Source organism: uncultured Polaribacter sp. (genome assembly GCF_947503875.1).
Classification (GTDB): Bacteria; Bacteroidota; Bacteroidia; order Flavobacteriales; family Flavobacteriaceae; genus Polaribacter.
In genome coordinates this window covers 495,020-513,982 of record NZ_CANNFH010000001.1, presented here as the reverse complement: position 1 = coordinate 513,982, position 18,963 = coordinate 495,020, and the positions used below count along the sequence as shown (strand labels likewise).

The 18,963-nt window shown below is 31.5% G+C and carries 17 protein-coding genes and 1 pseudogene; 8 read left to right on the top strand and 10 right to left on the bottom strand.

Annotated features, from left to right (window positions below; translation table 11 throughout):
- Window positions 1–89 precede the first annotated feature (89 nt).
- The 3 genes from Q0684_RS02270 to Q0684_RS02260 are packed head-to-tail and all read right to left on the bottom strand — an operon-like array spanning window position 90 to window position 2,798.
- Complete coding sequence (locus Q0684_RS02270) at window positions 90–848, bottom strand: shikimate dehydrogenase (RefSeq protein ID WP_299012406.1); 759 nt, start codon at window positions 846–848, stop codon at window positions 90–92.
- Window positions 829–1,836 (bottom strand): DUF368 domain-containing protein, encoded by a 1,008-nt coding sequence (locus tag Q0684_RS02265; RefSeq protein WP_299012405.1) that lies wholly within the window; start codon window positions 1,834–1,836, stop codon window positions 829–831. The genes Q0684_RS02270 and Q0684_RS02265 overlap by 20 nt, the downstream gene beginning before the upstream one ends.
- The gene (locus Q0684_RS02260; protein ID WP_299012404.1) at window positions 1,836–2,798 is read right to left on the bottom strand and encodes a DUF368 domain-containing protein; all 963 of its coding nucleotides are present in this window, start codon (window positions 2,796–2,798) and stop codon (window positions 1,836–1,838) included. The genes Q0684_RS02265 and Q0684_RS02260 overlap by 1 nt, the downstream gene beginning before the upstream one ends.
- A 97-nt stretch (window positions 2,799–2,895) precedes the next feature.
- On the opposite strand from Q0684_RS02260, the gene Q0684_RS02255 reads away from it, so the two are divergent.
- Together Q0684_RS02255 and Q0684_RS02250 are read left to right on the top strand one after the other, a co-directional pair.
- Entirely contained in the window at window positions 2,896–3,060 is a 165-nt protein-coding gene (locus Q0684_RS02255) for a hypothetical protein (protein ID WP_299012403.1), read from the top strand.
- Window positions 3,053–3,832 carry an SGNH/GDSL hydrolase family protein gene (locus Q0684_RS02250; protein WP_299012402.1) on the top strand — a complete coding sequence of 260 codons (780 nt, stop codon included), beginning with the start codon at window positions 3,053–3,055 and terminating at the stop codon, window positions 3,830–3,832. The genes Q0684_RS02255 and Q0684_RS02250 overlap by 8 nt, the downstream gene beginning before the upstream one ends.
- 51 nt (window positions 3,833–3,883) lie before the next feature.
- On the opposite strand, the gene Q0684_RS02245 is transcribed toward Q0684_RS02250, so the two are convergent.
- From Q0684_RS02245 to Q0684_RS02235, 3 genes are all read right to left on the bottom strand, one after another.
- Complete coding sequence (locus Q0684_RS02245) at window positions 3,884–4,141, bottom strand: hypothetical protein (RefSeq protein ID WP_299012401.1); 258 nt, start codon at window positions 4,139–4,141, stop codon at window positions 3,884–3,886.
- 2 nt (window positions 4,142–4,143) lie between these two features.
- On the bottom strand, window positions 4,144–4,452 hold the full coding sequence (locus Q0684_RS02240; protein WP_299012400.1) for a thioredoxin family protein: 309 nt from the start codon (window positions 4,450–4,452) through the stop codon (window positions 4,144–4,146).
- Between the two features lie 64 nt (window positions 4,453–4,516).
- Window positions 4,517–5,158: a peroxiredoxin gene (locus Q0684_RS02235; protein ID WP_299012399.1), complete on the bottom strand. Its 642-nt coding sequence runs from the start codon at window positions 5,156–5,158 to the stop codon at window positions 4,517–4,519.
- Between the two features lie 276 nt (window positions 5,159–5,434).
- Here Q0684_RS02235 and katG point away from each other — a divergent pair, with 276 nt between their 5' ends.
- Window positions 5,435–7,636 carry a catalase/peroxidase HPI gene (gene katG, locus Q0684_RS02230; protein ID WP_299012398.1) on the top strand — a complete coding sequence of 734 codons (2,202 nt, stop codon included), beginning with the start codon at window positions 5,435–5,437 and terminating at the stop codon, window positions 7,634–7,636.
- 83 nt (window positions 7,637–7,719) lie between these two features.
- Here the strand turns inward: katG and Q0684_RS02225 are convergent, their stop codons facing one another.
- From Q0684_RS02225 to Q0684_RS02210, 4 genes are all read right to left on the bottom strand, one after another.
- Window positions 7,720–8,883, bottom strand: a complete 1,164-nt coding sequence (locus tag Q0684_RS02225; RefSeq protein WP_299012397.1) for a sigma-54 dependent transcriptional regulator — start codon at window positions 8,881–8,883, stop codon at window positions 7,720–7,722.
- 124 nt (window positions 8,884–9,007) lie between these two features.
- Window positions 9,008–9,838, bottom strand: a complete 831-nt coding sequence (locus Q0684_RS02220) for a mechanosensitive ion channel domain-containing protein (RefSeq protein ID WP_299012396.1) — start codon at window positions 9,836–9,838, stop codon at window positions 9,008–9,010.
- A 6-nt stretch (window positions 9,839–9,844) separates the two neighbouring features.
- Window positions 9,845–11,170, bottom strand: a complete 1,326-nt coding sequence (locus Q0684_RS02215) for an ABC transporter permease (protein WP_299012395.1) — start codon at window positions 11,168–11,170, stop codon at window positions 9,845–9,847.
- Window positions 11,171–11,173: 3 nt separating this feature from the next.
- Window positions 11,174–12,103, bottom strand: a complete 930-nt coding sequence (locus Q0684_RS02210) for an ABC transporter ATP-binding protein (protein ID WP_299012394.1) — start codon at window positions 12,101–12,103, stop codon at window positions 11,174–11,176.
- A 177-nt stretch (window positions 12,104–12,280) separates the two neighbouring features.
- Here Q0684_RS02210 and Q0684_RS02205 point away from each other — a divergent pair, with 177 nt between their 5' ends.
- The 5 genes and pseudogenes from Q0684_RS02205 to Q0684_RS02185 all read left to right on the top strand — a co-directional run bounded on the left by Q0684_RS02205 (window position 12,281) and on the right by Q0684_RS02185 (window position 18,670).
- On the top strand, window positions 12,281–12,739 hold the full coding sequence (locus Q0684_RS02205; RefSeq protein WP_299012393.1) for a MarR family transcriptional regulator: 459 nt from the start codon (window positions 12,281–12,283) through the stop codon (window positions 12,737–12,739).
- 11 nt (window positions 12,740–12,750) lie between these two features.
- Window positions 12,751–15,156 (top strand): 3-hydroxyacyl-CoA dehydrogenase/enoyl-CoA hydratase family protein, encoded by a 2,406-nt coding sequence (locus tag Q0684_RS02200; protein WP_299012392.1) that lies wholly within the window; start codon window positions 12,751–12,753, stop codon window positions 15,154–15,156.
- 98 nt (window positions 15,157–15,254) lie between these two features.
- Window positions 15,255–16,445 (top strand): acetyl-CoA C-acyltransferase, encoded by a 1,191-nt coding sequence (locus Q0684_RS02195; protein WP_299012391.1) that lies wholly within the window; start codon window positions 15,255–15,257, stop codon window positions 16,443–16,445.
- A gap of 118 nt (window positions 16,446–16,563) precedes the next feature.
- Window positions 16,564–16,722, top strand: a pseudogene (locus Q0684_RS13505) (four helix bundle protein); the annotation flags it as partial.
- Window positions 16,723–16,873: 151 nt separating this feature from the next.
- Entirely contained in the window at window positions 16,874–18,670 is a 1,797-nt protein-coding gene (locus tag Q0684_RS02185) for an acyl-CoA dehydrogenase family protein (RefSeq protein WP_299012390.1), read from the top strand.
- The last annotated feature ends 293 nt before the right edge of the window (window positions 18,671–18,963 follow it).

The following is an 18,963-nucleotide window of genomic DNA, read 5'->3' as shown; positions in this document are numbered from 1 at the left end:
GTTTAAGTTCCTTTAATATCTTCCTGATATTATTTCTATAAAGATACGCACATCTTATAAAATTAACAAAAAGGCTTATTTTTTTTAAATTATTTGGATTCATTCCAAATGCGCCAAGATTCCTCTGCCTGCAACTCTAGCATTTGATAACCATTTTTTACAGCTGCTCCTTTTTCCAATCCTTTAGCTAAAAAAGAGGTTACTTCTGGATTATAAATTAAATCGAACAACAAATGTTTATCCGTTAAATACTGATAAGGTATATTTGGACATAAATCTACATCTGGAAAAGTACCAATTGGCGTAGAATTTACTATAACATTATATTTTTGAATAACTGCTTCTGTTAACTCTTCGTAAGAAATTTGACTCCTATTTTTGGGATTTCTAGACACAAATTTAAACTGAATGTTATTCTTTTTAAACGCATACGCTACTGCCTTAGAGGCGCCACCTGTTCCTAAAATTAAAGCATATTTATGATGTTCTTTTAAAAATGGTTTTAAAGAGTTTTCAAATCCAACAACATCTGTATTATATCCTTTTAATTTACCATCTTTAGTAAACTTAATTGTATTTACAGCACCAATTTCTGCAGCAGTTTCATCCAATTCATCTAAAAATGGCATTACCGCTTCTTTATACGGAATGGTAACATTCATACCAGACAATAATGCTTCTTTTTTAATGGCTTGTGGTAACTCTGCAATGTTTTGTAAATCGAAATTTTTATAAGAATGCCCTTCTAAGTTTAATTCTTTAAATTTATTAGTAAAATATCCTCTAGAAAATGAGTAAGAAATATTTTTACCTAATAAGCCAAATGTTTTATTTTTTCTTTCTTCCATAAAAATCTATAATTAAAATTAAAGCTATTCCTAGTATTATATAAAAAACAGCAAACCAGGTTTCTGTATTCGCAAAATCTGGAATAAATCGTTTGTAATTTTCTACAATTTTGTTGCCATTTTTCCCGATTACAAAATCACCATTATTGGTAAGATATATTGTTTTTTTCCAGGGCCAAACAATACCTAAAGAACCTGTAATAAAACCAATTATAACTGCATTTACAATGCTATAATAACGTTTTAAAACATAGCTTAATACATGGCTAATAGATACCAAACCAAAAAGAGAACCAGCAGTAAACACGCTAATTATTTTTAAATATCTAATTCTTTCAGGATCATTTAACACATCAAAATTACCAACCAACAAATTACTTACTACAAAGAGTAGCTCATTTACAGAGTCTACCAAAAGTAAGACGTAATTGCCCATTAAAATTAAAATAAAAGAACCTGAAAGTCCTGGTAAAGTCATACCAGAAACACCAATAATACCACAAATAAAAACAAACCAGAGATTATCGTTTTCGCCTGCAGGCTTTAAAAAACTAATGGCAATTCCTATAATAGCACCTATTAATAAAGAAATAATGTTCTTAGTATTCCATGTACCAAAATCTTTACTTATGTAGTAAATAGAACCTATAATCATTCCAAAAAACCAACTCCAAACATAAAGTTGGTAGTTTTTTAAAAAATAATCTAAAACTAAAGAGATGCTAAAATAACTAAATACACTACCGCCCATTATTAATAATAAAAATGAGCCATTTATATAGTTATAAAAGCTTTTAAACTTGCCACTTACTAATAATTTAAGCGCTACAAGATTTATCTTTTTAAACGAATAAATTAATTCTTCATAAAAACCAAAAACAAAAGAAACTGTACCTCCAGAAACGCCAGGCACTTTATTTGCAGCACCCATTGCCAACCCTTTTAAAAAAAGGAATAACTTTTCTAAAAAGTTTCTTTCTTTTTGCATTATTTATTCTTGACTGCCAATTTTTCCATAAGTAATATAAGACCAAAACCAAATACAGCTAAAACAATCGCTAGAACTAATTTTGGGTCACCATCAAAAGAAAAAGGAGAAATACTGTTTTCTAAAAGTGGTACTTCTACTCCATGCCTATCTACTCTTGTTGTTAACACCTGTTTCCAAGGCCAAATTTTATTTAAAGAACCAATCATAAAACCAGTTAAAACAGCTAAGGTTAGGTTTTTTTTATTGGCAAACATCCATTTTAAAACCTTAGAAAATAGTTTTAAACCAATTATACATCCTAAAATAAAGGTAAATACTTTTACAAAATTTGTTTTTACCAACTCCCAATTTCCTGCCAATAAAGCCTCTACAAAATTGGTTAATGCTCCTAAAACAATACTATATGAACCCAACAAAACCAATATAAACGAACCTGAAATACCAGGCAAAATCATTGCAATAATGGCAATTGCACCAGAAAACAAATAATAATACCATTCATCTGGTGCTACAGAAGGCGAGGCTATAGTAATATAATAGGCCACTGCTGCGCCTAAAAGAATAGCAACAAAAGCCAAAATATTCCATTTTTCTATTTGTTTACCCACATAAATAATGCTTGCCAAAACCAACCCAAAGAAAAACGACCAAACTAAAATAGGATGGTTTTCTAATAAATAAGAAATTAATTTTGCTAAAGAAACAATACTTACAAAAACACCTAAAAATAAACTTACTAAAAAGCCCAAATTATAGGTGATAAACATTTTTTTAAAACCTTCTTTTTTCCAAGTTTTTAAGATTCCAAAGTTTAAATTATCTATAGTACTTAATAATTCGTCATATATTCCTGTAATAAAAGCAATAGTACCACCAGAAACTCCTGGCACAACATCTGCTGCACCCATAGCCATTCCTTTTACACCAATAGACAAATATTTTTTTATGTTTCTAGCCATTATATTTTGTTAGTTTTGCAAGTGACGAAGATAATAGTTTTTCCCCTAAAATATAATTGTTATTGGGGAATTATATCTCATTTTAGAACTAGAAAAAATGCCTAAAAAAGGAAAAGGAAAAGCAAAAAATACCGTTAACAAGGCAAAACACACCAAATTAATGAATAGAAAAATTAATAAGGTAAAATTAGAGAAACAACTGCATAAAGAGCGGTTGAAAGCCATAATCAAAAAAGCAAACGAACAAAAAGAAGGTGAATAATCTAAAAATTAGATACTTTTTAGGTGTTATACTTGCTATACCTCTTTTGCCTTTATTATATTTTCAAGGAAAAAAGATTCGTAAAAAAGTACCTAAGCTTCCGGAAGCAAGATTGCCTAAAGGCTTTGTAAACGATAATTTTTCTAAAACCTTAAATATTATTACGATTGGCGAAAGCACTATTGCTGGAGTTGGTGTAGATATACATGAAAATGGCTTTACTGGAGCATTGGCAAACCAACTTTCTAAAAATTTAAAATACAATATTGCTTGGCAAGTTTATGCCAAAAGTGGGTACACTGCAAAAAGAATTTCAACCAAAATTATCCCAGAAATTAATAAAAATAACATAGATATTATTGTAATTGGTATTGGTGGTAATGATGCTTTTAAATTAAATTCTCCTAAAAAATGGAATACAGAAGTAGAAAGACTTATTAAAAATCTGCAAAAAAAATTTCCTAAAGCACCTGTCTATTTTACAAATATGCCACCAATTAAAGAATTTCCTGCATTTACAAATCCAATAAAATTTGTAATTGGCAATTTAGTAGAAATTTTTGGTAAGCATTTATCTATAATTATAAAAAACAAGGAAAATGTTTTTTATAATGCAGAAGTAATTACTTTAAAGTCTTGGAGTAAAAGACACAATTTAGCCGAAAATAAAAATAACGTGTATTTTAGTGATGGTGTGCACCCTTCTAAATTAACCTATAAAATTTGGGGTAAAGAAATGGCTAATTTTATTAAAAACAATTATTTCAATTAAACAAAAAACCTAAGCAAAAGCTTAGGTTTATTTTTGTATTTACTGTTGATATTAATTATCTATAGATCCTAAAACACGTTTCATAAAAGTGTTTAAGGCTTCTTTTTTAGGAGTACCTTCCTTTATCATTTTATCTACTTCAACTGCACCATACATATTAGAAATTAATTCACCAATAACATCTAATTCTTCATCTTTTAATGAAGGCACTTCTGTTAATGCTTCTAGGGTTTCTATAGTTTCTAAAACGTAATCTTGATCGTTTTCTTCAATAAAATTGGTTAAATGCTTAATTACAGGTAGTTTCATAATTATAAAACTTCGCTTGTTAATTCCTTTAAAACATCAAACTTGTTGGTTTGTGTTTGGTTTTTTATTGCACCATTTACAAAAGTTGCAAAAGTTGGCAAGTTGCTTACATCTGCCAATTTTCTGCTTTCAGGAAACTTTTCTGCATCAGCAATTACAAAAGTTACATTCTCATTCTCTGAGGCTAACTTCTTAAATTTCGGCTTCATTATTCTACAATTTCCACACCAAGTTGCTGAGTATTGTACAACTACTTTCTCATTATTACTTACAATTTCTTGTAAATTATCTGCTGTTAATTCTTGTAACATAGTATTAGGTATTAAATTAAGAACTACGAATTTTAAATTCGTAATTCTTAATTTGTTATTAATTTTAGTGAGTTGCTAAATATGCTGCAGTTCCTTTTGCATTAGGTGCCATAGCTTCTTTACCTTCTTCCCAGTTTGCAGGACAAACTTCTCCGTTTGTTTGCACGTGAGCATAAGCATCAATTAAACGTAAAAATTCACTTACATTTCTACCAACTGGCATGTGGTTTACACCTTCGTGAAAAACAGTACCTTCTTCATCTATTAAATACGTAGCTCTGTAAGTTACGTTATCTCCTTCTACTTGTACAGTTTGCGTTTCTTCATCAAACGTTTCGTTTGCAATGTCTAAAATACCTAAAATAGAAGATAAATTTCTATTGCTATCCGCTAAAATTGGGTAAGTTACACCTTCAATTCCTCCGTTTTCTTTAGAAGTACTTAACCATGCAAAGTGCACTTCTGGTGTATCACATGAAGCACCAATTACAATGGTATTTCTTTTTTCGAATTCTGCTAAAGCACCTTGAAAAGCATGTAATTCTGTAGGACATACAAATGTAAAATCTTTAGGATACCAAAATAATAATACTTTCTTATTATTCTTAGCTGCTTCTTCTAAAACATTTAATTTGAATGTATCTCCCATATCATTCATTGCATCTACTTTTAAATTTGGGAATTTTTTTCCAACTAGTGTTGCCATCTTTGTTTTTTTTAGTAATTACTTGTTAGTATTCGAGTTTTATTACGACAAAACTATTGCGTTTTTAGGCCTATTAAAACTAAAAAAAAAAGATAAAACTTATTAGCAAATAAGATTTTTCAATATGATGTATTTCACCTTAAAATAAACAAATAAATAACTGTAAATCAAATAACTAAAACCCTAATAACAAAAACTTATCACAAAATAAAAAATATAGATAAAAATGATATGATAATTTATCGTAGATTTGGGGTAAAATAAAAAACATTAACCATGAGTAACAAAGGAAATTATAACATAAATGATAGCGCAAAATGCCCATTTATGAGTGGAAGTCAAAAAAAATCTGCTGGTGGAGGAACTAGTAATAGAGATTGGTGGCCAAATGAATTAAAATTAAATATTTTAAGACAAAATGCTACAAAATCTAATCCTATGGGAGAAGATTTTGACTATGCTGCTGCTTTTAACAGCATTAATTTCGAAGAATTAAAGAAAGACGTAACTAATTTAATGACAGAGTCTCAAGATTGGTGGCCAGCAGATTATGGGCATTATGGAGGTTTTATGATAAGAATGGCTTGGCACAGTGCTGGTACCTATAGAGTTGGAGACGGACGTGGAGGAGCTGCTTCTGGTAACCAACGTTTTGCGCCTTTAAACAGTTGGCCAGATAATGGTAATTTAGATAAAGCTAGATTATTGCTTTGGCCAGTTAAAAAGAAATACGGAAATAAAGTTTCTTGGGCAGATTTAATGATTTTAGCAGGTAACTGCGCCTTAGAATCTATGGGATTCCCAACCTTTGGTTTTGCTGGTGGTAGAGAAGATGTATGGGAACCAGAACAAGATATTTACTGGGGTAGTGAAACAGGTTGGTTAGATAATGATGAGAGATATGATACTTCTGATGGTGATTTAGAAGGACATTTAGGTGCTGTACACATGGGACTTATTTATGTAAACCCAGAAGGACCAAATGGAGAACCAGATCCTTTAAAATCTGCGCACGATGTAAGAATTACATTTGGTAGAATGGCTATGAATGACGAGGAAACTGTTGCACTAGTTGCAGGAGGTCATACATTTGGTAAAGCGCATGGAGCTGCAGACCCAGAAAAATATGTTGGTGCAGAACCTCATGGAGCTTCTATTGAAGAAATGAGTACTGGATGGAAAAATACTTTTCAGTCTGGTGTTTTAGATGATACCATTACAAGTGGAATTGAAGGTGCATGGACACCAAACCCAACACAATGGGATGCAGATTATTTTGATGTTTTATTAAATTACGACTGGGAATTGACAAAAAGTCCTGCAGGTGCACATCAATGGACACCTACAGCATCTTCTAATGCGAAAAGAGCACCAAAGGCAGGTGGAAATGGAACACAGGCTATTATGATGACTACAGCAGATATGGCTTTAAAAATAGATCCTGCATACAGAAAGATATCAGAACATTTTCATAAAGACCATAAAGCTTTTGAAGATGCCTTTGCACGTGCTTGGTATAAACTAACGCACAGAGATATGGGACCTATTCATCGTTATTTAGGGCCAGAAGTACCACAAGAAGAATTAATTTGGCAAGATCCAATTCCTGCAGTTAATTACACATTATCAGATAGCGATATTACTGCTTTAAAGAAAAGTATTTTAGCTTCTGATTTAACTGTATCTGAATTGGTAAAAACAGCTTGGGCATCTGCTTCTACTTATAGAGGATCAGATAAAAGAGGTGGTGCTAATGGAGGTAGAATTGCATTAGAGCCACAACGCAGTTGGGCAGTAAATAATCCTGAAGAATTAAATAAAGTATTACATGTACTAGAAAATATTCAAAAAGAATTTGCGGGTACTATTTCTATGGCAGATTTAATTGTTTTAGCAGGTAGTGCTGCTGTTGAAGAAGCGGCTAGCAAAGCAGGACATACTGTTACCGTACCTTTTACACAAGGAAGAGGAGATGCAACACAAGAACAAACCGATTTAGAGTCTTTTGGATATTTAGAACCAATTGCAGACGGATTTAGAAATTATATGAATCCGAAATTAGATGTTGCTGCAGAAGATTTATTAGTAGATAGAGCGAATTTGTTAACCTTATCTATACCAGAAATGACTGTTTTAGTTGGAGGTTTACGTGTTTTAGGTGCAAATTATGACAATTCTAATCATGGTGTTTTTACAGCAAATAAAGGTAGTTTAACTAATGATTTCTTTACAAATATTTTAGATTTCTCTTTAACTTGGAGTGCTGCTAATGCAGATGAAAAAGAATTTATAGGACGTGATAGAAAAACAGGTGCTATGAAATTTGCTGGAACAAGAGCCGATTTAATTTTTGGATCGAATACAGAATTAAGGGCTGTTGCAGAAGTTTATGGCGCTAATGATGGTGAAGAAAGATTTGTAAACGATTTTGTAAAAGCTTGGACAAAAGTGATGAACTTAGATCGTTTTGATATCTAAAAGATTAAATTCTTTATAAAATTAAAAAGCTGAAAATTCAATTGAATTTTCAGCTTTTTTTATGTCTATTAATGTTTGAACTATTACTTACTCGCAAATAGTTTCACATCATTATCAGATACTATTTTTTCGCCTAAAATAATTAATCTTTCTACTACGTTTCTTAGTTCTCTAATATTACCTGTCCAATCATATTGTTGTAGTAGTTTTATAGCGTCATCAGAAAATGATTTTGCAGCCATACCTTGTTCTGTTGTAATTTTTTTAGTGAAAAAATCTACCAATAAAGGAATATCTTCTCTCCTATCGTTTAAAGATGGTACTTTAATTAAAATAACAGCTAATCTATGGTATAAATCTTCTCTAAAACGGCCTTCTGCAATTTCGGTTTTTAAATTTTTATTGGTAGCGGCTACAACTCTTACATTTACTTTAATATCTTTATCAGAACCTACTCTAGAAATTCTGCTTTCTTGCAATGCTCTTAAAACTTTAGCTTGTGCAGAAAGACTCATATCACCAATTTCATCTAAAAAAATAGTACCTCCATTTGCTGCTTCAAATTTACCAGCTCTATCTTTGTTTGCACCTGTAAAAGAACCTTTTACGTGACCAAAAAGTTCGCTTTCTATCAATTCTGAAGGAATTGCAGCACAATTTACCTCTATCATTGGTGCTTTAGAACGGTCTGATTTTTCGTGCAACCAATGTGCAACTAATTCTTTACCAGTTCCATTTGGCCCTGTAATTAAAACTCTAGCATCTGTTGCCGCAACTTTTTCTATAATTTCTTTAATATGAGCTATGGCATCACTTTCGCCAATCATTTCATAATTCTTACTCACTTTTTTCTTTAGCCTTTTATTTTCTACAACTAAAGTTTTATTTTGTAGGGCGTTTCTAACCGTATTTAATAAACGATTTAAATCTGGTGGTTTTGATATATAATCAAAAGCACCTAAACGCATTGTATTTACTGCTGTATCTAAATCTCCATGACCAGATATCATAACCATAGGTACTTCTGGCTTTATTTTTTTAGCTTTTTCTAAAACCTCAACACCATCCATTTTTGGCATTTTAATATCACATAAAACCAAATCATAATCGTTATTTTTTATTTTTTCTATCCCTAGCAAACCATCTTCTGCTTCCTCTACTTTATAAGCTTCATTTTCTTCAGAAATAATTTTTACTAGAACCCTTCTAATAGCGGCTTCATCTTCTATGATTAGTATTTTACTCATTTTTTATTTGTTTCTAAGTTTTAACCTTTTAAAGTTTAATTGCCTACAATAGTAAACTTTGGTTATCGCCATTAATATATTTTTTATTTTAAAGTGCTGTTTTTATTTTTCTCACTTTCACCTCTTATTCCTTGGCACTAATTATATGCACATCTCTTTGTGGAAAAGGAATTGAAATGTTATTTTCTCTAAATTTCTTATCAATTTCAAAACGTAAATCACTCTTAATTTGCAAATGCGTATAACTGTTATTGATATTAAACAACAGCTTAAATTGCAAAGCGCTATCTCCAAAATCCATAAACAACACTCTTGGTTCTGGCATTTTTAAAATTTTCGGGTGGTTTTTAGCAACATCAACCAAAATTTGCCTAACCAATTCTACATTAGAACCATAAGCAACGCCTATTGCTACACCTTCTGTAGTTTGCACACCATTCTGCGTCCAATTAAATAAACTTTGAGTTAAAAATTTATGATTAGGTATAATTAAAACTTTATCATCTATAGTAACTGCTCTGGTTGTTCTTAGCCTAATCTCAATAATCTTGCCAACTTTTTCATCAACTTCTACAATATCGTTTACAGTTAAGGTTTTATCCAATAAAATAAATATTCCAGAAATGATATCTTGAAAGAGCGTTTGCAACCCTAAACCAATACCTACTAATAATGCAGCAGAACCTGCAAGCAATACACCTACTTCTATACCAGAAGACTCTAAAGCAATAATTAATACTATGATATAAACAAAGTATTGTAAAAAGGTGAAAATAGCTTTAAACTTTCCTTTATCATCTTCACTTAACCTTCTATTTACTAGCTTTATAAATAATTTAAGTAACATTCTAGTAATTAAAATTACCAAAATAATTAGTAGTACATTACTTACATCTAGATGAATTTTATCCGTTATTTCAAATGAAAAATTTAAAAACTCTTTTATGGATTCCATATTTGTTTACCCTTTATATTTTAACCATTTGTATAAATCTTTATAGCTTGCTTTTTTACCATACATTAAAATACCAACTCTATAAATTTTTGCGGCCAACCAAACCATAAATAGAAAGGTAATTACCAATAAAAGCATAGAAATTGCCAATTCTACCCAAGAAACTCCAAATGGTACACGCATTAACATCACTATTGGACTCGTTAATGGTATATGAGAAAAAAGCACCGCAATAGAACCATGAGGATCATTTATTACTGTAGCAAAACCAACGTAAACGCCCAAAACTAAAGGCAACATAATTGGTAACATAAATTGTTGTGTATCTGTTTCATTATCTACAGCGGCGCCAACTGCAGCAAACAAAGAGCTGTATAACATAAAACCACCCAAAAAGTAGAATATAAAAAGCACAAATAATTTTAAAATAGGTAATCTTAAAATCTCTTGAATTACCTGTTGTCCTTTGTCTCCAGAAGTCATTTCTTTAGCCATTTCCATTTGTTCTGTTGGTATATTTGTGGTTTGCATTTCTACAACATCTACACCAAAAATAGAAGATGCTATGGTAATTATAGTAAATAAAATAATACCCCAAATAAGAAATTGTAATAAACCTGCAGAAGCATTACCAATAATTTTTCCCAACATTAGTTGGAAGGGTTTTACAGAAGAAACAATAACTTCTATAATTCTACTTGTTTTTTCTTCAATTACACTCCGCATTACAGAAGAACCATAAATAATTACAAACATCATTAAAAGGTAACCTGCTATAGCACCTAGCCCAATTTTTAACCCGTTTATTAATTTTGAAGATTCTTCTCCAGAAAAATTATACATTTTAATATTAGAAGATATTCTAGATGCATTAATTTTAGCAATATCAATACCAAACGTATTTAATTTTTCATTTCTTAATTTTTTTTCTATTTTATTTTCTATGGAATTCATTACAGACATTCCTGGTGAATCTTTAGAGTAAAATTCTATGCCTTTGGCCAACAACTCTAAGCTATCTTGTTTAGGTATAATTAATGCTCCATAATAATTACCGGCTTCAACTTTCTTTTTTGTAGCTGCAATTCCTTCATCTGTATAATCTAAATAATGTACCGTTTTTGTGTCTTCAAAATCGTTTTTAGAAAACAAACCAGAATTGTCTACAAAAACAATTTCTTTCACTTTTTCATCATTCTTTTGCATTAAAAAATAAATTAATGCGCCCATTCCTATTAAAATTAACGGACTTAAAAAAGTCATAATTATAAAGGATTTATTACGCACCTTGGCAATAAACTCTCTTTGTATTATCAGTTTTAACTTGCTCATTTCTTAACTATTTTTGTTTACGGCTTCAATAAAAATATCATTGGCACTTGGTATTAACTCAACAAAATGTTGCACTTCTCCTCTACTTGTTAAAAACGATAACAAATCATTTGCAGAATTTTCTTTGGTTAACTTTACGTTTAGTGCTAACCCGTTGTTTAACAATTTAAAATCTGGTGCATAAACCTCAAAGTTATTTTTTAAAGCAGTTTCTACCTCTTTGGGGTTTGTTGTATGCAAACCTACTTGAAAAGTGTGTGTTCTAAACTTTCTTTTAATTGCATCTAAATTACCATCTAAAATTTTATTAGATTTATCTATTAAGGCAATATCATCGCACATTTCTTCTACAGATTCCATTCTGTGAGTAGAAAAAATTATAGTTGCGCCTTCTTCCCTTAGTTGTAAAATTTCTTTTGCTATGAGCTGTGCATTAATTGGGTCGAAACCAGAAAAAGGTTCATCAAAAATTAATAATTTAGGATTGTGCATCACTGTAACAATAAATTGTACTTTTTGCGCCATTCCTTTAGATAGTTCTTCAATTTTTTTATTCCACCAAGCTCCAATATCAAATTTATCAAACCAATATTTCAATCTTTTTTTAGCTTCTGTTTTAGATAACCCTTTTAGCTGTGCTAAATATAATGCTTGCTCACCTACCTTCATAGACTTATACAAACCACGTTCTTCTGGCAAATATCCAATTTGTTCTATATGCTTTGGCGCTAATTTTTCACCATCTAAAAAAACTGCACCAGCATCTGGCATTGTAATTTGGTTAATAATTCTAATTAGCGATGTTTTTCCTGCTCCATTTGGGCCTAGTAAACCAAAAACACTTCCTTTAGGTATGTGCAAAGACACATTATTTAATGCTGTATAATCTTCATATTTTTTGGTTACATTATTAATTTCTAAAAAATTTTTCATTTGATTTTTATTGATTTCTAAAGTGTACAAACTAAGGCAAACAAATCTACATAATTTATAAGCATTTGTAGTGGCTTTAAATCATGTGTTACAATAATTTGTTAAAATTTACTATGCATGCATAACTTTTTTTCAATTTACTATGCGTGCATAGTAAATTTTTATATATTTGAAACAATGAAAAAAACACAATCTATAGACCATCAGTTAAGAGCTACTTGGCAAGCGGTAGCAAAATTGTATAATGAGCAGGCATTAGCGCATAACAGTACTATGGCCACAGCTTTTGTTTTATTAAATATTGATAAAGAAAATGGAACACCTTCCACTGCTTTAGGTCCTTTAATGGGTATGGAACCAACTAGTCTTTCTAGAATTTTAAAAACTATGGAAGACAAAGGCGCTATTTCTAGAGAAAAAAACCCAGAAGATGGCAGAAGTGTAATTATTAAACTAACAACTTATGGCAAAGAAATGCGTAAAGTCTCTAAAGGCCATGTAATTCAATTTAATGAAAGTGTAATTAATAATGTTTCTGAAAAAGATTTAGAAGGTTTTTTTAACGTAACAACAACTATAAATAAATTAATTGCCGACAAAGAAATTTATTCGGAAACGAAAAACAAGGCAATATAAAAACAAATCAAATGACTAGAAGAATTAAAAAAGCAGCAATTATCGGCTCTGGAATTATGGGAAGTGGTATTGCTTGTCATTTTGCCAATATTGGTGTAGAAGTTCTTTTATTGGATATTATTCCAAGAGAATTAACCGATAAAGAAAAAGCAAAAGGACTAACATTAGAAGATAAAGTTGTTAGAAATAGATTGGTAAATGATGCTTTAACAGCGTCTTTAAAATCGAAACCTTCTCCTATATACAATCAGAAATTTGCCAACAGAATTACTACAGGTAATTTAGAAGATGATATTGCCAAAGTTGCAAACGTAGATTGGATAATGGAAGTTGTTGTAGAAAGACTAGATATTAAACAATCGGTTTTTGAAAAATTAGAAAAATACAGAACTCCTGGTACTATTATTTCTTCTAATACCTCTGGTATTCCTATTCAATTTATGAATAAAGGCAGAAGTGAAGATTTTAGAAATCATTTTGCAGTAACACACTTTTTTAATCCACCTAGATATTTAAAGCTTTTTGAAGTTGTTCCTGGGCCAGATTGTAAGCAAGAAGTTACCGACTTTTTAATGAGTTATGGTGAAAAATTCTTAGGCAAAACTTCGGTTTTAGCCAAAGATACACCTGCATTTATAGGAAATAGAATAGGAATTTTCGGAATTCAATCTTTATTTCACCAAGTGAAAGAATTGGGTTTAACTGTTGAAGAAGTAGACAAATTAACAGGTCCCGTAATTGGTAGACCAAAATCTGCAACTTTTAGAACGATTGATGTTGTTGGTTTAGATACTTTGGTGCACGTGGCAAATGGTATTTATGAAAACTGTCCAAGTGATGAAGCCCACGAGCTGTTTAAATTGCCAGATTTTATCAACAAAATGATGGAAAACAAATGGTTGGGAAGTAAAACTAAACAAGGTTTCTACAAAAAATCTGTTGATGCCAATGGTAAAAAAGAAATTCTAACACTAGATTTAGATTCGATGGAATATCGTTCTAAGAAACGTGCAAAATTTGCAACCTTAGAACTCACAAAAACGATTGACAAACCAATTGACCGATTTAAAGTATTAGTTGGCGGAAAAGACAAAGCTGGTGAATTTTACAGAAAGAATTTTGCAGCAATGTTTGCTTATGTTCAAAATAGAATTCCAGAAATTTCTGATGAATTGTATAAGATTGATGATGCCATGAAAGCTGGTTTTGGCTGGGAAAATGGTCCATTTGAAATTTGGGATGCAGTTGGCGTAGCAAAAGGAATTGAATTGATGAAAGCTGAAGGGAAAGAACCTGCAACTTGGGTAACAGAAATGTTAGCAAGCGGAGTTTCTTCTTTTTATTCTGTAAAAGAAGGCGCAACTTATTTTTATGATATTCCTTCTAAATCTCAAACTAAAAAACCAGGTCAAGACGGATTTATCATTTTAGATAATATTAGAAAATCAAACGAAGTTTTTAAAAATTCTGGAGTTGTTATTGAAGATATTGGGGATGGAATTTTAAATGTAGAATTCCAATCTAAAATGAACACCATTGGTGGCGATGTTTTAGCAGGAATTAATAAAGGAATTGATTTAGCCGAGAAAGATTTTCAAGGTTTAGTTGTTGGTAATCAAGCCGCAAATTTTTCTGTAGGTGCCAATATTGGTATGATTTTTATGATGGCTGTAGAGCAAGAATATGACGAATTGAATTATGCTATAAAATACTTTCAAGATACCATGATGCGCATGCGTTATTCTTCAATACCAACAATCTCTGCACCTCATGGTATGGCTTTAGGTGGTGGTTGCGAAATTTCTTTGCATGCAGACAAAGTAGTTGCAGCTGCAGAAACCTATATGGGATTAGTAGAATTTGGAGTTGGTGTAATTCCTGGTGGTGGTGGTTCTAAAGAAATGGCTTTAAGAGCATCAGACTCTTTTAATAAAGGTGATGTTGAATTGAATATTTTACAAGAAAACTTTTTAACTATTGGTATGGCAAAAGTATCTACTTCTGGTTACGAAGCCTTCGATTTGGGATTATTGCAAAAAGGAAAAGATGTAATTGTGGTTAATAAAGACAGACAAATTGCTACTGCAAAAGCACATGCAAAATTAATGGCAGAAAGTGGTTATACACAACCTGTAAAACGTAAAGATGTAAAAGTTTTGGGTAAACAAGCCTTAGGAATGTTTTTAGTAGGAACAGATTCTATGGAACACTCAAAATACATCTCTGAACACGATCAAAAAATAGCCAATAAATTGGCTTATGTAATGGCTGGTGGAGATTTATCTGAGCCAACATTGGTAACAGAACAATATCTTTTAGATATTGAAAGAGAAGCGTTTTTATCTCTTTGTACAGAAAGAAAAACCTTAGAAAGAATACAAGCCATGTTAAAAACTGGGAAACCATTACGTAACTAAAGTTACGAATGCTATTAGCCTTTAGCTCTTTTGCTATTGGCAAATAATAAATAACAAATAGCTAAAAGCCAAAAGCGATTAGCCAAAAGCTAAAAAAAATGAAAACAGCATATATAGTAAAAGCATACAGAACTGCAGTAGCAAAAGCACCAAAAGGAGTTTTTCGTTTTAAAAGAGCAGACGAGTTGGGTGCAGAAACCATTCAACATATGATGAAAGAATTACCAAATTTAGACGTAAAGCGTATAGATGACGTAATTGTAGGAAACGCAATGCCAGAAGGTTCTCAAGGATTAAACATGGCACGTTTTATTTCTTTAATTGGTTTAAATTCTGTGGATGTTCCTGGTGTTACCGTAAATCGTTTTTGTTCTTCTGGATTGGAAACCATTGCAATGGCTGCAGCCAAAATAAGTGCAGGTATGGCAGATTGCATTATTGCAGGTGGTGCAGAAAGCATGAGTTCTGTACCCATGACAGGTTTTAAACCAGAGTTAAACTACGATACCATTAAAGGTGGGCATGCAGATTATTATTGGGGAATGGGAAATACTGCTGAGGCTGTTGCAAATCAATTTAAAGTTTCTAGAGAAGACCAAGACGAATTTGCATTCAATTCTCATATGAAAGCGTTAAAAGCACAAGCAGAAAATCGTTTTCAAGATCAAATAGTTCCTATTGAAGTAGAACAAACTTATTTGGATGAAAATGGTAAAAAAGCTACAAAAAAATATACCGTAAATAAAGATGAAGGACCTAGAAAAGGAACTTCAAAAGAAGTTTTGGCAAAACTTCGTTCGGTTTTTGCCGCTGGTGGAAGTGTAACTGCGGGTAATTCTTCTCAAATGAGTGATGGTGCCGCTTTTGTAATGGTAATGAGTGAAGAAATGGTAAAAGAATTAAATATTGAACCGATTGCAAGAGTTGTAAATTATGCTGCAGCTGGTGTAGAACCAAGAATTATGGGAATTGGCCCTGTGGCTGCAATTCCAAAAGTATTAAAACAAGCTGGTTTACAACAAAATGATATCGATTTAATTGAATTGAATGAGGCATTTGCCTCTCAATCTTTGGCTGTGATGCGTGAATTAGATTTAAACCAAGAAATTGTAAATGTAAATGGTGGAGCCATTGCATTAGGGCATCCTTTAGGTTGTACAGGCGCTAAATTATCTGTGCAATTGTTTGATGAAATGCGCAAACGCGATATGAAAAATAAATATGGAATGGTAACCATGTGTGTTGGAACAGGACAAGGTGCTGCTGGTGTGTTTGAGTTTCTTTCTTAAAAAAGAATCAAGACGTTAAGAAACAAGAATCAAGACAATGCACAACTTCAAAAAATTAAAAATATGGTCTACAAGTATGGAACTTGTTACTGAATCATATAAATGAACAAGAAATTTTCCAAAATTTGAGACTTATGGATTAATGAGTCAAATGAATAGATGTGCAGTTTCTATCCCATCGAATATCTCTGAAGGAACAAGTAAAAGTTCTGATAAACATTTTAGTAATTACTTAGAGCATAGTTTAGGTTCTGCTTTCGAATGGGAAACCCAATAAAATGTAGCGTTTAACGAAAATTATGTTACGGAAGAAAAATTTAAAGAGTTAGAGCAAAAAATAAAATAAATACAAAAAATGATTTCGAGTTTCAAATCTAGACTTAAACAATCTTGATTCTTGATTCTAGAAATCTTAAAATCCAATAAAAATGGCAGAATTATTAAGAGGTGGACAATTTCTTGTAAAAGAAACAAATTGTGAAGACGTTTTTACACCTGAAGATTTTACAGAAGAACAGCAAATGATGAAAGAAGCTGTTATGGAATTTAATGACAGAGAAATCATCCCACACAAAACACGTTTTGAGGCTAAAGATTATGCATTAACTGAAGAAGTTATGCGTAAAGCTGGAGAACTAGGCTTTTTAGGTGTTGCTGTTCCTGAAGCCTATGATGGTTTAGGAATGGGCTTTGTATCAACTGTATTAACCTGTGATTATATTTCTTCTGGAACGGGTTCTTTTAGTACTGCTTTTGGAGCACATACTGGTATTGGAACAATGCCAATTACTTTGTACGGAACAGAAGAACAAAAACAAAAATATGTACCAAAGTTGGCCACTGGAGAATGGTTTGGTGCCTATTGTTTAACAGAGCCAGGTGCTGGTTCTGATGCAAATTCAGGAAAAACAACAGCAGAATTATCTGCTGATGGAAAATCTTATAAAATTAACGGTCAAAAAATGTGGATTTCTAACGCAGGTTTTTGTCGTGTAATGATTGTTTTTGCAAGAATAGAAAATGATAAAAATATTACAGGCTTTATTGTTGAATACGATAAAGACAATCCAAATGGAATAACTTTAGGTGAAGAAGAGCATAAATTAGGCATTAGAGCAAGTTCTACGCGTCAAGTATTTTTTAACGATACTGTTGTTCCTGCAGAAAACATGTTAGCAGGACGTGGTGAAGGCTTTAAAATTGCCATGAATGCTTTAAACGTTGGTCGGATTAAATTAGCTGCTGCATGTTTAGATTCTCAAAGAAGAATTATTACAACTGCTGTAAAATATGCTACAGAACGTAAGCAATTTAAAACACCTATTGCAAATTTTGGCGCTATTAAAATAAAATTAGCAGAAATGGCAACAGATGCTTATGTTGGAGAATCTGCAACTTACAGAGCGTCTAAAGACATAGAAGACAGAATTGCTCTAAGAGTAGAAGCTGGAAATACCCACCAAGAAGCAGAATTAAAAGGTGTGGAAGAATATGCGATTGAGTGTTCTATCTTAAAAGTTGCCGTTTCTGAAGATGTACAAAATTGTGCGGATGAAGGTATTCAGATTTTTGGTGGAATGGGCTTTTCTGAAGAAACACCAATGGAATCTGCGTGGAGAGATGCTAGAATTGCAAGAATTTACGAAGGAACCAATGAAATTAACAGAATGCTATCTGTTGGCATGTTAATTAAAAAAGCAATGAAGGGACATGTAGATTTACTTGGTCCTGCAACAGAAGTTGCCAATAGTTTAATGGGAATTCCTTCTTTTGATACACCTGATTATTCAGTATTATTTTCTGAAGAAAAAGAAATGATTGCCAAATTAAAGAAGACCTTTTTAATGGTAGCTGGTGCTGCATTGCAAAAATATGGTCCAGAAATAGAAGAACATCAACAATTATTAATTGCTGCTGCAGATATTTTAATTGAAATTTATATGGCAGAATCTGCAATTTTAAGAACAGAAAAAAATGTAAAACGCACTAGCGAAAAGGAACAATCTGTACAAATTGCAATGTCTAAATTATATCTATATCACGCTGTAGATAAAATTGAAGAAAAAGGTAAAGAAAGTATTATTTCTTTTGCTGAAGGAGATGAACAACGCATGATGTTAATGGGTTTAAAACGTTTTACCAAATACGCAAACTACCCAGATATTGTAGATTTACGAAACGAAATTGCAGAAAAAGTAAAAGCTGAAAATAAATATTGCTTTTAAAAGAAGAAGAAAATTTAAAACAATACTGTTTTAAATTAAGTTAGTTGTTTGTTTAAAACCATCATTTTTTAATGATGGTTTTTTTTTGATATTAAATTGAGTTCAGTTGATATCTTTATGTAGATAAAATAGTTAATCTATGCTTCATGTCATTCCGATTGAAACATTAGCGAAACAAAGGAATCTCTCTATTTATGATCGTTATAATTTAAATTTCTCCATAAGGTTGAAATGACAAAACTTTGACTCATAATAATTTATCTGTAAAATTACAATCTAACTCAGGTTATTAA

What these genes read in the sequence shown, in the direction of transcription:
- Q0684_RS02260 (WP_299012404.1), bottom strand. Translation starts at nt 2,798, where the DNA reads ATGGCTAGAAACATAAAAAAATATTTGTCTATTGGTGTAAAAGGAATG.
- Q0684_RS02220 (WP_299012396.1), bottom strand. Translation starts at nt 9,838, where the DNA reads ATGGAATCCATAAAAGAGTTTTTAAATTTTTCATTTGAAATAACGGAT.
- Q0684_RS02200 (WP_299012392.1), top strand. Translation starts at nt 12,751, where the DNA reads ATGACTAGAAGAATTAAAAAAGCAGCAATTATCGGCTCTGGAATTATG.
- Q0684_RS02210 (WP_299012394.1), bottom strand. Translation starts at nt 12,103, where the DNA reads ATGAAAAATTTTTTAGAAATTAATAATGTAACCAAAAAATATGAAGAT.
- Q0684_RS02240 (WP_299012400.1), bottom strand. Translation starts at nt 4,452, where the DNA reads ATGTTACAAGAATTAACAGCAGATAATTTACAAGAAATTGTAAGTAAT.
- Q0684_RS02215 (WP_299012395.1), bottom strand. Translation starts at nt 11,170, where the DNA reads ATGAGCAAGTTAAAACTGATAATACAAAGAGAGTTTATTGCCAAGGTG.
- katG (WP_299012398.1), top strand. Translation starts at nt 5,435, where the DNA reads ATGAGTAACAAAGGAAATTATAACATAAATGATAGCGCAAAATGCCCA.
- Q0684_RS02235 (WP_299012399.1), bottom strand. Translation starts at nt 5,158, where the DNA reads ATGGCAACACTAGTTGGAAAAAAATTCCCAAATTTAAAAGTAGATGCA.
- Q0684_RS02225 (WP_299012397.1), bottom strand. Translation starts at nt 8,883, where the DNA reads ATGAGTAAAATACTAATCATAGAAGATGAAGCCGCTATTAGAAGGGTT.
- Q0684_RS02185 (WP_299012390.1), top strand. Translation starts at nt 16,874, where the DNA reads ATGGCAGAATTATTAAGAGGTGGACAATTTCTTGTAAAAGAAACAAAT.
- Q0684_RS02245 (WP_299012401.1), bottom strand. Translation starts at nt 4,141, where the DNA reads ATGAAACTACCTGTAATTAAGCATTTAACCAATTTTATTGAAGAAAAC.
- Q0684_RS02265 (WP_299012405.1), bottom strand. Translation starts at nt 1,836, where the DNA reads ATGCAAAAAGAAAGAAACTTTTTAGAAAAGTTATTCCTTTTTTTAAAA.
- Q0684_RS02195 (WP_299012391.1), top strand. Translation starts at nt 15,255, where the DNA reads ATGAAAACAGCATATATAGTAAAAGCATACAGAACTGCAGTAGCAAAA.
- Q0684_RS02205 (WP_299012393.1), top strand. Translation starts at nt 12,281, where the DNA reads ATGAAAAAAACACAATCTATAGACCATCAGTTAAGAGCTACTTGGCAA.
- Q0684_RS02270 (WP_299012406.1), bottom strand. Translation starts at nt 848, where the DNA reads ATGGAAGAAAGAAAAAATAAAACATTTGGCTTATTAGGTAAAAATATT.
- Q0684_RS02255 (WP_299012403.1), top strand. Translation starts at nt 2,896, where the DNA reads ATGCCTAAAAAAGGAAAAGGAAAAGCAAAAAATACCGTTAACAAGGCA.